Origin of the sequence: Kribbella sp. CA-245084 (assembly GCF_050942355.1) — a bacterium.
Taxonomy (GTDB): Bacteria; Actinomycetota; Actinomycetes; order Propionibacteriales; family Kribbellaceae; genus Kribbella.
Genome location: NZ_CP192053.1, coordinates 3,718,771 through 3,730,817, shown reverse-complemented (window position 1 = coordinate 3,730,817; position 12,047 = coordinate 3,718,771). Strand labels below are relative to the sequence as shown.

At 68.0% G+C, this 12,047-nt stretch carries 12 protein-coding genes; 4 read left to right on the top strand and 8 right to left on the bottom strand.

The features are described 5' to 3' along the window. Window positions 1–29: 29 nt before the first annotated feature. Genes ACQPYH_RS17900 through ACQPYH_RS17890 form a run of 3 tightly spaced genes read left to right on the top strand, consistent with a single transcriptional unit; the run spans window position 30 to window position 2,781 of the window. Window positions 30–857: a serine hydrolase gene (locus tag ACQPYH_RS17900; RefSeq protein ID WP_432892664.1), complete on the top strand. Its 828-nt coding sequence runs from the start codon at window positions 30–32 to the stop codon at window positions 855–857. Then, window positions 854–1,918 carry a mandelate racemase/muconate lactonizing enzyme family protein gene (locus tag ACQPYH_RS17895; protein WP_432892662.1) on the top strand — a complete coding sequence of 355 codons (1,065 nt, stop codon included), beginning with the start codon at window positions 854–856 and terminating at the stop codon, window positions 1,916–1,918. The genes ACQPYH_RS17900 and ACQPYH_RS17895 overlap by 4 nt, the downstream gene beginning before the upstream one ends. Further along, on the top strand, window positions 1,915–2,781 hold the full coding sequence (locus ACQPYH_RS17890; RefSeq protein ID WP_432892661.1) for an NlpC/P60 family protein: 867 nt from the start codon (window positions 1,915–1,917) through the stop codon (window positions 2,779–2,781). The genes ACQPYH_RS17895 and ACQPYH_RS17890 overlap by 4 nt, the downstream gene beginning before the upstream one ends. Before the next feature lie 52 nt (window positions 2,782–2,833). On the opposite strand, the gene ACQPYH_RS17885 is transcribed toward ACQPYH_RS17890, so the two are convergent. The 3 genes from ACQPYH_RS17885 to ACQPYH_RS17875 form a co-directional block, all read right to left on the bottom strand. Then, window positions 2,834–3,862: a TerC family protein gene (locus ACQPYH_RS17885; RefSeq protein WP_432892659.1), complete on the bottom strand. Its 1,029-nt coding sequence runs from the start codon at window positions 3,860–3,862 to the stop codon at window positions 2,834–2,836. A gap of 251 nt (window positions 3,863–4,113) precedes the next feature. Next, window positions 4,114–4,464 carry an MmcQ/YjbR family DNA-binding protein gene (locus ACQPYH_RS17880; protein ID WP_432892657.1) on the bottom strand — a complete coding sequence of 117 codons (351 nt, stop codon included), beginning with the start codon at window positions 4,462–4,464 and terminating at the stop codon, window positions 4,114–4,116. A 21-nt stretch (window positions 4,465–4,485) separates the two neighbouring features. After that, window positions 4,486–4,854, bottom strand: coding sequence for a VOC family protein (locus tag ACQPYH_RS17875; protein ID WP_432892655.1), 369 nt, complete (start codon window positions 4,852–4,854; stop codon window positions 4,486–4,488). A 55-nt stretch (window positions 4,855–4,909) separates the two neighbouring features. Between ACQPYH_RS17875 and ACQPYH_RS17870 the strand changes: the two genes are divergently transcribed. Continuing rightward, complete coding sequence (locus ACQPYH_RS17870; RefSeq protein ID WP_432892654.1) at window positions 4,910–5,797, top strand: nitrilase-related carbon-nitrogen hydrolase; 888 nt, start codon at window positions 4,910–4,912, stop codon at window positions 5,795–5,797. Window positions 5,798–5,823: 26 nt separating this feature from the next. On the opposite strand, the gene uvrB is transcribed toward ACQPYH_RS17870, so the two are convergent. The 5 genes from uvrB to ACQPYH_RS17845 all read right to left on the bottom strand — a co-directional run bounded on the left by uvrB (window position 5,824) and on the right by ACQPYH_RS17845 (window position 12,028). Then, the gene (uvrB, locus tag ACQPYH_RS17865) at window positions 5,824–7,929 is read right to left on the bottom strand and encodes an excinuclease ABC subunit UvrB (protein WP_432892652.1); all 2,106 of its coding nucleotides are present in this window, start codon (window positions 7,927–7,929) and stop codon (window positions 5,824–5,826) included. A 113-nt stretch (window positions 7,930–8,042) separates the two neighbouring features. Then, the gene (locus ACQPYH_RS17860) at window positions 8,043–8,897 is read right to left on the bottom strand and encodes a hypothetical protein (RefSeq protein ID WP_432892650.1); all 855 of its coding nucleotides are present in this window, start codon (window positions 8,895–8,897) and stop codon (window positions 8,043–8,045) included. 31 nt (window positions 8,898–8,928) lie between these two features. Beyond that, window positions 8,929–9,813 carry a hypothetical protein gene (locus ACQPYH_RS17855; RefSeq protein ID WP_432892648.1) on the bottom strand — a complete coding sequence of 295 codons (885 nt, stop codon included), beginning with the start codon at window positions 9,811–9,813 and terminating at the stop codon, window positions 8,929–8,931. Further along, window positions 9,810–10,898 carry a hypothetical protein gene (locus tag ACQPYH_RS17850; protein WP_432892647.1) on the bottom strand — a complete coding sequence of 363 codons (1,089 nt, stop codon included), beginning with the start codon at window positions 10,896–10,898 and terminating at the stop codon, window positions 9,810–9,812. The genes ACQPYH_RS17855 and ACQPYH_RS17850 overlap by 4 nt, the downstream gene beginning before the upstream one ends. Beyond that, window positions 10,895–12,028 (bottom strand): PrsW family glutamic-type intramembrane protease, encoded by a 1,134-nt coding sequence (locus tag ACQPYH_RS17845; RefSeq protein WP_432892645.1) that lies wholly within the window; start codon window positions 12,026–12,028, stop codon window positions 10,895–10,897. The genes ACQPYH_RS17850 and ACQPYH_RS17845 overlap by 4 nt, the downstream gene beginning before the upstream one ends. Window positions 12,029–12,047: the final 19 nt, after the last annotated feature.

Sequence of the window (12,047 nt, the reverse complement as noted above, 5' to 3'; positions counted from 1 at the left end):
CAGGTCTTGGTTTGTGATTGGGTGACGGCATGGGAATCGCGGAGCTGCTCCATGGGGTCGACGGGAGCGGGGAGTTCGGGGTGTGGCTCGGCCGGCTGGACGGCGTGCCGGTGTTCGAACACGAGGCGGAGCGGGCGCACTACTCGGCCAGCACGATGAAGCTGCCGGTGGCGATGGCGATGATGCGCAAGGTCGAGGCCGGTGAGCTGGCGCTCGACCAGCCGGTCGCCGTGCACAACGACTTTGCGTCGGCAGGCAGCGGCCGGTTCGCGGTCGACGCGGACGAGGACGAGGCGCCCGCGACCTGGGAGAAGCTGGGCACCGAGGTGCCGCTCGGCTGGCTCGCGACCGAGATGATCACCCGCTCGAGCAACCTGGCGACAGACCTCGTGCTCGAACAGGTCGGGATCCCCGCGGCCCACGCCGTACTGAGCGAAGCGACCCTGCCCGGCTCGTCCTCCCCCGCGTCGAAGATCCAGCGCGGCATCGACGACGGTCCTGCCCAGCGCGCCGGCATCAGCAACCTGATGAGCCCGGCCGGACTCGCCGGCGTACTCGTTGCGGTCGGCAACCAGAAAGGCGCCTCCGGCGACTACCTGCGCGACCTGCTCGCGGGGAACCAGTGGAACGGCGAGATCCCGGCGCTGCTGCCGACCGGTACGCGGGTCGAGCACAAGAACGGCTGGGACACGCGCATCCGGCACGATGGCGGGATCGTGCGGCCTGACGACGCAGATCCGTTCGTGCTGGTGGTCTGCACTACGTCCGACTTGCCGGATGCCGACGCGCAGAAGTTGATCGCCGCGATCGCGCTGGAAGCTTGGAACAGCAGGCACGACCTCGGAGCGGTGCGGTGAAGATCACGACCCATCGGGTGTCTGCGCCACTGCATACGCCGTTCATCACCGCGTTGCGTACGGCGACGCACGTCGAGTCGCTCCTGGTCGAGGTGAGCGACGGCGAACTGAGCGGCTGGGGCGAGGCGCCGCAGGTGTGGAAGGTGACAGGCGACTCACTCGCTGGGTCGCAGGCATGTATCGAAGGCCCGATCACGACCGCGCTGGACGGGCTCGGTCCGGACGATCTGACCGAGGCGCTGCGTCGGGTACAGGGTGCGGCCGTCGGCAACTTCGGCGCTAAGGACGCGGTCGATGTCGCGCTGCACGACCTCGCGGCGCGGCGGCGCGGGCAGACGCTGCACGGATTCCTCGGGTCGACGGTTGACGTCGTACGGACCGATGTGACGTTGTCGGTCGGCGATGCGTCGGCGTTGGCGACCGCGGGGCGGGATCGGGTCGCGGACGGGTTCGACGTACTCAAGATCAAGGTCGGTACGGACGCGGTCGGCGACGTCGAGCGGGTCCAGCGCGTCCGCGAAGCGCTCGGGCCGGAGCCGCGGTTGCGGCTGGACGCCAACCAGGGTTGGACGCGCCGCGACGCGGTCAGGGTGATCCGGGCGCTCGAGGACGCCGGGTGCGCGATCGAGCTGGTCGAGCAGCCGGTCGCCGCGGCGGACCTCGACGGGATGGCGTGGGTAACCGACAGGGTCAGTACGCCGATCCTTGCCGACGAGTCCGTGTACGGCGTACGCGATCTGGTCGCCGTGATCCGCCAGGGCGCGGCCGATCTGGTGAACGTGAAGCTCGCGAAGTGCGGCGGGCTGGCACCGGCACGGACGCTGCTCGAGTTGGCTCGGGAGCACGGACTGGGCGCGATCGTCGGCTGCATGATGGAGAGCCACGTCGGCGTCGGTGCGGCGGCCGCGCTGGTTTCGGCGTACCCGACGACGACCGTGAACGACCTGGACGCCGCCTGGTGGCTGCGTGAGGCGCCGGTGACCGGCGGGATCCGGTACGACGGCTCGCTGATCCACCTGCCTTCTGCTCCTGGACTCGGCGTGACAGGCTTGACCGCATGAAGTTAGCCGCTACCAAGGTCCCGATCAGCACGGTCTGGACCGCGCCGGACGCGCCGCGTGACATCGACGCACCGGCGACCGCCGCACAACCCGACGTGGCCGGCTGGGCCAAGTCGATGGACACCGAGACCCGGCTGGGACTGCACGGCCGGACTCTGACCCAACTGTTGTTCGCCGAACCGGTGCTGGTGCGCACGGAGCGCGACGGCTGGTCCGAGATCCTCGCACCGTGGCAGCCGTCCTCCCAGGACGAGCTGGGGTACCCGGGCTGGATCCCGTCGAGTCACCTGGGTGAACTGCCGCAGAGCGCGACCGACCCGGTGGCGATCGACGTACCGACCGCGTCGCTGCTGGCCGAGCCTGGTGGTAGCCCGCTTGCGGAGCTGTCGTTCGCGACCGTGCTGTCGTCGGTGGAGCACGCCGACGGATACACCCGGGTGGCAACGCCCGACGGTGGGTCCGGCTGGATCGCGGACGACGCACTGCGGTCCGTGCTGGAGCCGTCGGGACCTGAGGACCGCCTGCGGCTGGGTGAGCTGTTCCTCGGCCTCGAGTACCTGTGGGGCGGTACGTCGGCGCATGGGCTCGACTGCTCCGGCCTGATCCACACGGTGAGCCGGGTCCTCGGCATGCGGACCCCCCGCGACGCCCACGACCAGGCCGACACCCTGCCGAACATCCCCATAGACGAGGCCCAGCCCGGCGACCTGTACTTCTTCGGCCGCCCCGGCAAACAGATCCACCACGTCGGCTTCGTCTCCCCCACCGGCATGCTCCACGCCTCAGAAACCGGCAAACGCCTAGAACAAGGCGCCCTAACCGACGACCGCCGCGCAACCCTGGTCACAGCAGCCCGCTTCTAACCACAAAACCTCGCTCCGAACCACCTAGGTGGTTCGGAGCGAGGTTGGGTTGTCAGGACTCCTTGTGGTGCAGCTCCGGCTGCTCCGCGGGCTCCTCGGCCAGCTCCTCCGTCTTGAGGGTGCGGGACTTGCGGAGGCTCAGGATTGTGGTGATGCCGAGCGTCACGATGATGAAGCCGAGGGAGAACCAGATCGGGATCTCCGGGGCCCAGCCGATGTGGTGACCGCCGTTGATGAACGGCAGCTCATTCACGTGCATCGCGTGCAGGACCAGCTTCACGCCGATGAACGCGAGCACCACCGACAGACCGAGCGACAGGTACACCAGGCGCTTCAGCAGGTCGCCGAGCAGGAAGTACAGCTGCCGAAGACCCATCAGCGCGAAGACGTTCGCGGTGAAGACCAGGAACGGCTCCTGGGTCAGGCCGTAGATCGCCGGGATCGAGTCGAGCGCGAACAGCAGGTCGGTGGTGCCGAGGGCAATGATCACGATCGCCATCGGGGTGACGAGCCGCTTGCCATTCTTCTTCAGCGTCAGCTTGACGCCGTTGTACTCGTCGGTGGCGTTCAGCCGCTTCTTCGCGAACCGGATGACCGCGTTCTCCTTGAAGTCGTCATCGTCGTTCTCACCCTGCTTGGCCAGGTGGATCGCGGTGTAGACCAGGAACGCGCCGAAGATATAGAAGACCCAGGAGAACTCGTTGATCGCGGCCGCGCCGATCGCGATGAAGATGCCGCGGAACACCAGCGCCAGGATGATGCCGACCAGCAGCGCGGTCTGCTGGTACTTCCTGGGCACCGCGAATCTACTCATGATGATCAGGAAGATGAACAGGTTGTCGACGCTCAGGCTGTACTCGGTGAGCCAGCCGGCGAAGAACTCCCCGGCGTACTGCCCGCCGGAGAAGAACCAGACGCCGAGGCCGAAGACCACCGCGAGGCCGACATAGAACGCGATCGCGGTCGCCGACTCGCGGGTGCTCGGCTCGTGCGGGCGGCGGCCGATGACGAAGACGTCGAACGCCAGCAGCGCGAGCAGCACGCCGACGGTGATGTACCAAACGTAGTCAGCTACGTGCACAGAATCCTCCGGAGCTCAGATGAAATATCGACTCCGAAGGTCTCTTCCGCTGCACTCAGTCAGTGAGTCCAGCCGGGGGCACCGGGCGTGGGGCACAAGCCCTTGACCGTGATGACGATGCCGCCGCGAAGGAATACTCCCCTTCTCCACCATCATTGTGACGGGTGAACGTCCCAGTCTCCAAATCCTCGGGACCGTGTCGGCCCGTCGAAATGATCACAGCCGGTTCAGGGAATAGTTGCAGCGAGTGATCAGTTGCCGACGGCCGGACGCTTGCTCTTCGGCAGCTTCGCGACGATCGTCTCGTACGACGTGTCGATCAGCTCGCGGATCTCGTCGTCGGGCACCGCTCCCCCGAGCTGCACCGTGTTCCAGCCGGAGCGGCCGATGTACGCCATCTTGCTGACGTCGTCCGGGTAGGTGTCGACCAGCTCGTCGGCCTCCTCACGGTTGGCGCCGCATTTCAGGCCGACCCCACTGCCGCCGCCCAGGAACGCGAAGATCTTGTCGCCGACCTTCGCGACCACGTCGCCGTCCCACGGCTCGTCCTGCCACGCGCCGGGCTTCCCCAGGCAGTACTCGAGGAGCTCGTCCCCGCTCATCCGTGCCACCGCAGGCCTCCGTCAGCTGTGAGAGACGACCTCGACGTTGTTGCCGTCGGGGTCGCGCATGAACACCGCGTAGTACCCGGGGTGGTACTCCGGCCATTCCTTCGGCTCGTGCAGCACCTCAGCGCCCAGCTTCTTCGCGGCTCGATGCACCGTGTCCACGACCGCCCGGTTCGCCGCGGTGAACGCGAGGTGGATCTCCCGCTGGGTCCCACCCGTGGTCTGCTTCCCGAGCCAGAACTTCGGTACGCCGTCAGGGCCCGACATCCCGAGCACATCCCCGAAGTCCATGCTCACCGTGATCCCGAGTGGGCTCAGCACCGTCTCGTAGAACTCCCGAGCAGCCCCGAGATCGTCACACTGCAGTGACACGTGGTCCAGCATGTTTCCTCCCCTAGGCGTCCGCACCGCACAGTACCGCCGTCGTACGCTGCTCGGCATGGCTTCTGTTGTGGTCGCCGCGGTCCAGGCGGGGTCGGCGCTCTTCGACACACCCGCGACGCTCGTCAAGGCAGAGCGGTACATCCGGGAGGCGGCCGCTGCCGGTGCTCGGTTGATCGTGTTGCCGGAGGCCTTCCTCGGCGGGTACCCGAAGGGGTTCGACTTCGGGATCACCGTTGGGTCGCGATCGCCGGAGGGGCGGGAGCTGTTCCGGCGGTACCGCGAGGCCGCCGTACAACTCGACGGACCTGAGATCGCCCGGCTTGCTGAGCTGGCGGCGGAGCTTGAGGTGCACCTGGTCGGTGGTGTGATCGAGCGCGACGGCGGGACGCTCTACTGCACGGCGGTGTTCGTCGACCCGCGTGACGGGTTGGTCGCGCATCACCGGAAGCTGATGCCGACCGCGGCGGAGCGGTATCTGTGGGGGCAGGGCGACGGGTCGACGATGCCTGCCGTTCGGACAGATGTCGGCGTCCTCGGGGCGGCGATCTGCTGGGAGAACTACATGCCGCTCTTCCGGCAGTCCATGTACGCCAAGGGTGTGCAGATCTGGTGCGCGCCCACGGTCGACGACCGCGACCAGTGGCAGGCGACGATGCGACACATCGCCCTTGAAGGCCGGTGCTTCGTCGTCAGCGCCAACCAGTACCTGACCGACGGCGACACCGTGCTCATCAACGGCGGCAGCGCGATCATCTCGCCGCTGGGCGAGATCCTCGCCGGCCCTCTCCGCGCCGAGGAAGGCGTCCTGCTCGCGGAGCTCGACCTGGCCGAGCTGGATCGCGGGTACTTCGACTTCGACTCGGTCGGCCATTATGCGCGGCCGGACATCTTCACCCTGACCGTGGACGAGACGCCGCGCCACACCGTCGTACGCCGGAGCTGAGAGAGCCGGCGTACGACGGTCCGGGGCTACTTGGCGCCGGCGTTGGTCATCTGGCGGAGCTCCTTCTTGAGCTCGGAGATCTCGTCGCGGTAGCGGGCGGCGACCTCGAACTGGAGCTCGGCGGCGGCGTTGTGCATCTGGTCGGTGAGCTGCTGGATCAGGTCGGCCAGATCGGACGACGGGAGCCCGCCGGCCAGTTCCTTCGCCTTCTCCCCGGCCTTTGCCTTGCCGCCACCGGGGACCGGCGCCTTGCCGCGGGACTGCGTGCGGCCGGAGCCCAGCAGCTCGGCGGTGTCAGCATCCTCGCGGGCCAGCATGTCGGTGATGTCGGCGATCTTCTTCCGCAGCGGCTGCGGGTCGACGCCGTTCGCCTCGTTGTAGGCGTTCTGCTTGGCGCGACGACGGTTGGTCTCGTCGATCGCCAGCTCCATCGACGGGGTGATCTTGTCGGCGTACATGAACACCTGGCCGGACACGTTTCGTGCGGCACGGCCGATGGTCTGGATCAGCGAGCGGCCGGACCGTAGGAAGCCTTCCTTGTCCGCGTCGAGGATCGCGACCAGCGACACCTCCGGCAGGTCGAGGCCCTCGCGCAGCAGGTTGATGCCGACGAGTACGTCGTACTCACCCATGCGCAGCTCGCGGAGCAGCTCGACCCGACGGAGGGTGTCGACCTCGCTGTGCAGGTACCTCGTCCGGATGCCCATCTCGAGCAGGTAGTCGGTGAGGTCCTCGGACATCTTCTTGGTCAGCGTGGTGACCAAGACGCGCTCGTTCCGCTCGACGCGGAGCCGGATCTCGTGGATCAGGTCGTCGATCTGGCCCTTGGTCGGCTTCACGATCACCTCGGGGTCGACCAGACCGGTCGGCCGGATGATCTGCTCGACGAACCCGTCGGACTTGTCCTGCTCATACTGCCCCGGGGTCGCGGACAGGTAGACGGTCTGGCCGATCCGCTCGAGGAACTCCTCCCAGCGCAGCGGCCGGTTGTCCATCGCGGACGGCAGCCGGAAGCCGTGCTCGACCAGGGTCCGCTTGCGGGACATGTCGCCCTCGTACATCCCGCCGATCTGCGGGACGGTCACGTGCGACTCGTCGATGACCAGCAGGAAGTCCTCGGGGAAGTAGTCGAGCAGGCAGTGCGGCGCAGTGCCGGCCTCACGGCCGTCGGTGTGCCGCGAGTAGTTCTCGATCCCCGAGCAGGTGCCGATCTGGCGCATCATCTCGATGTCGTACGTCGTACGCATCCTGAGCCGCTGTGCTTCCAGCAGCTGCCCGTTGCGCTCGAGCTCGCCGAGTCGCTCCTCGAGCTCGGCCTCGATCGAGGTGATCGCGCGCTCCATCCGCTCCGGCGCGGTCACGTAGTGCGTGGCGGCGCCGATGTAGACCTCGTCCTCCTCGCTGATGACCTCGCCGGTCAGCGGGTGCAGCGTCATCACGCGCTCGATCTCGTCGCCGAAGAACTCCACCCGGACGGCGAGCTCCTGGTAGACCGGGAAGACCTCGAGCGTGTCGCCGCGGACCCGGAACGTGCCGCGGGTGCCGGCCAGGTCGTTGCGCGCGTACTGCACGCCGACGAGCTTGCGGAGTAGGCCGTCGCGGTCCATCTCGGCGCCGACCTTCACGTGGATCATGCGGTTCAGGTACTCGTCGGCGGAGCCCAGGCCGTAGATGCAGGACACCGTCGCGACCACGACCACGTCGCGGCGGGTCAGCAGTGACCAGGTCGCGGAGTGGCGGAGGCGCTCGACCTCCTCGTTGATCGAGGAGTCCTTCTCGATGTAGGTGTCCGTCTGCGGTACGTACGCCTCGGGCTGGTAGTAGTCGTAGTACGACACGAAGTACTCGACGGCGTTGGCAGGGAAGAACTGGCGCAACTCGTTCGCGAACTGGGCGGCGAGCGTCTTGTTCGGCTGGAGGATCAGCATCGGGCGCTGGATCTTCTCGGCCAGCCAGGCGATCGTCGCGGTCTTACCGGTACCGGTCGCGCCCAGCAGCACGACGTCCTGCTCGCCGGCGTTGATCCGCCGCTCCAGGTCCGCGATCGCGGCCGGCTGGTCACCCGCCGGATCGAAATCCGACACCACCTTCAGCGGGGCGACCATACGCTGGAGATCCGAGACCTGTCTCATGCCCTCCACCGTACGGCCCCGCTCCGACAGTTTCTAAAAACACACCCGCCTCGCTCCGCTCGGCGGGTGGTCGGGGGGCGTCGGCCCCCACCGACAGTTTCTAAAACCCCAGGTCAGAAGCTTTTGACGACGCTGTTGTTCATGTAGATGAGCTCGTTGACCCGGCGGGCGTAGACGCGGGCCTCGAGGGCTGCGTCGGTGGCGGTGACTCGTTTGAACTTGTCCTGGTAGGCGGTGACGAAGCCCTTCATCGCGATCTTCGCGCCGGTCTTGGTCACGTAGGTGCCGTTGTACTGCACCGCGTAGCAGGCGGTGATGTTCGGGTTCGGGATGCTGCAGGCCACGGTCTTGCCGATCTTCACGCCCTGGTAGCTGGCCGACTCGATGTCGACGAGGTGCTCGGCGAAGCTCTTGGCGTCGTACAGCTCCGTCTGCCGGACCCAGTAGTACCCGTCGATCAGGCCGCGGGCGTTGAACTGCTGCAGGATCCAGTTCTGCCCGGCGTAGGTCTTGTCCGGGGACTTCAGCCAGCCCTTGGCCGGGGTGAACCAGATCCCCCAGCCGACCTCGACACCGACGTCGTTCGGTCCCTTGGAGTCGTTCGGCGTCGGAGTCGGCGACGGCGTGAACAGCGTGCCGACCGGGTCCGGCGTCTGCTGACTCACCGGCTTGTCCTTACCTCCGCCGTTCACGAGCAGCACCACACCGGTCGCGACCAGCAGCACCGCGACGATCGCACCGGCCATGATGATCCACGCCGTCTTGTTCGACTTCGGCCGCTGATGCGGCGGCCGCTGCGGCCCCGGTCCCCAGCCGCCAGGACGCCCACCACCAGCACCGCCGGCCCCTGCCGGCCCCCAGCCGCCAGGCGCCGTACCCGGCCCGCCCTGCGGCGCAGTACCCCAACCACCAGGAGCGGGAGCAGGTGCGGGCGGCGGGCCCGGGGGCGGACCGTACTGCTGACTCATAGCGTTTCCTCGCGGTAGTTCCGGTGGTTCGTCACAGGCTGTCGATCACGGACTTCTTCATGATCGCGGCGTCCGCCAGAGCCTTCTGGGCGAAGTCGACCCGGGTCCGGAAGTCCAGTGCGGTGACCACGTTGTCCTTGCGCCGGTACACCTCGACCGAGCCCTGGACCCGCACGTCCTGGCCGTTCTCCTTGGCCGTGGAGGTGTAGTCGATCGCGACGCACTCCACCAAGACGTCCTTCGGGCACGGCAGGTTCCGTACGTTCCCGAGCTGCGCGACCTCTTCCCCGGTCTCGCCCTCGACGATCCCCAGCAGGTACGCCTGCGCGGTGACGTTCTGCTTCTGCCGCACCCACAGGAACGCCCGCGCGTTGATGTTGTCGTTCGGCGGGTACGTCGCGACCTGCTTGCCCTGCGTCTCCTTGGTGAACAGCGACCACCCCTGCACCGGGACGATCGAGACCCCGAATCCGACCTGGATCGCGTTCGGCGGCGGCTGGTACGACGACTTCGGCGCTGTCGGCGTACCGACCGGCGTACTGGGCGTCGGGTCGGCCTTGTCGTCGCCGCCGCCGGACAGCAGCACCAGCGCGACGGCCACCAACGCGACCACGATCAGGCCGGCGCCGACCGGGATCAGCAGCGGAGGGAACCGGAAACCGCGCTTCTTCTCCGGCACCGGACGCCGCAGCGACGGCGGCCCGACGTTCTCACCCCAGGCCGACGACGTCTGCGTGGCCGGACCTGGTCCGGGACCAGGTGCACCACCGTCGCCCCAGGGCGACGGTGGTGGTGGCACCTCGAGGTCCCACGGCGACGGCGGGAGCTGCTCCTCCTGCTCGGCGTCGTCAGCCTCCGGCCCGGGCTTGGGGACCCAGGGGTTGCTGCTGGAACCCTTGTCGCGTTTTCCGCTCACTGACTCTTGACCACCGACAACAACATCGCGTCCGAGTCCGTCTGGATCGTCGCTACCTTGTCCTTGCGCCCGTACACCCGGACGATCGTGATGACGCCGTCGTTGCGCTCGATCACGCCGACGAAGCCGACCACCGGCAGGCTGCCGTTCTGGCTGCTGGAGATCGCGCTGAAGTTCTGCGTGGTGACGACCTTGACCGGAGTCTTGTCGTCCGGCCCCGGCTTGGTCACCTTCGGCTGGCCGGTCTTCACCGAGGACAGGTCCTTGGTCTCGGCGTTCAGCAGCTTCGGCAGCACGGTGTCGGTGGTCTCGTCGGTTGCGGCCTTCCACGCGTCGACCATGAAGTACGCCTCACCCTGCTTCAGCAGGTACACACCGTCGAACCCGTTCAGGCTCTTGCGGACGTAGCCCGGCTGCGGCTTGACGTAGACGCCCTGCGAGACCTCGATACCCTCGTCGACGCCCGTCGGCTCGGTGCTCTGACCGGTCGTCGGCTGGTTCGTCGGCTGCGTCGTCGGGATGGGGCTCGGGTCGGCCTTCTTGTCGTCGCCGTTGAAGACGAGCGCCAGTACGACACCGATCACTGCGACCACGGCGAACGCGCCGCCCGCGATCAGCAGTGTCTTGCCGCCACCGCCCTTGCGTCGCGGCTGCTGGCTGTTCCACGGCTGCTGGCCGCCGCCGTACTGCTGCTGTTGCTGGCCCGAGAACCCCTGCTGGTACTGCTGCTGACCGGGGTAGCCCTGTTGCTGCGGGTACTGCTGCTGACCCGGGTAGCCCTGCTGCGGCGGCTGACCGTGCTGCGGGGGCTGGCCCTGCTGGGGCGGCTGGCCCTGCGGTGGGTACGGCGCCTGCTGCGGCCGACCATAGCCGGGCTGCGCCTGGGGCGGCTGCTGCCCGTAGCCAGGCTGCCCCTGCGGCGGCTGCCCGTACCCGGGCTGCTGGCCATACCCAGGCTGCTGACCCGGCTGGCCAGGCTGACCCTGCTGACCGGGCTGGCCCGGCTGGCCCGGCTGGCCCGGCTGGCCGCCGTACGGCTGCTGTCCGCCCTGGCCACCGCCGTACGGCGGCTGCTGGTTGCTCATGCCTGCGTCTCCCCAGTCGTCGCGGCGGTCGGTGCGGCGGTCGGTGCGGATACCCCGCGGGCGGACTTCGGCACGGATCGCACCGAGGTGCCACAGGCGGAGCAGAAGTCGGACTGCGGGAGCAGCGGCATCTCACAGCGCGAGCAGAACGCCAGGTCGCCCGACGCGTGGTTGGAACCGCCCCGCGCGGCCGACTCGAGTGCAGCCTCGAGCAGGCCCTTGTGGAGCACGGTCCGCACCCGGATGATCAGCGCGCCGAGCAGCAGCAGGCCCCAGACCACACCGAGGATCGAGCCGATCGTCGAGCCGTGTCCGCCGACGAAGCCGAGCAGGTAGACGCCGCCCTGGAAGAGCGCGTTCACCGCCATCGCCTGGAGCAGACCGGCCACCCAGCGAGGCGTGAACCCGTCGTACCCCTCGCCGAGGCCGGAGAACTCCGCACCGGCCAGACCGGTCGCCGAGCCGTACACCAGCGGCTTGATGAAGCCGTGCAGCACCACGATCGAGATCCACGTGCCGGCACTGCTGCCCGGACCGGCGAAGCCGCCGCTGATCCAGCCCCAGTGCAGCACCAGCGTCTCGAAGCAGGCGTAGCCGACACCGGCCACCACGCCGAAGGTGAAGCCGTCCATCAGGTCGTCGTACCGCGGCCGCGAGGCCAGGTAGAGCGGGCCGATCTGCCGGATGAGCTCCGACACCACCGGCACCAGCAGGAGCAGGATCAGCAGGTCCCGCCCGGACGGACCGGCGCTGTTGCCGCCGATGGTGTCCAGCGAGAGCGCCAGCTTGTCCTTCCACAGCCAGGTGAAGACGGCCGCGAGTACGCCGGTCAGCACGAAGGCCGCGGCGACCACGGGGATCGGCTCGTCCTCCCAGAGGTTCACGTCGTACAAGTAGATGATGTAGACGATCGGGATGGCGAAGGCCGCGATCATGATCGCCACCGGCAGCGCGCCGAGAGCGGCCGTCACCACGGTCAGCAGCAGGGCGATGCCGAGCGCGACCTTGTAGGTGTACGGCTGCTGGCCGGACCCCTGGGGCATGATCGTCGAGACCAGTTTGAACGACGCCACCGGCTCATCGGGTTTGGCGGCGTACGCCTTCTTGCGCTCGGCATCCCCGGTACGCATGTCATTGCCACAGTGGTGA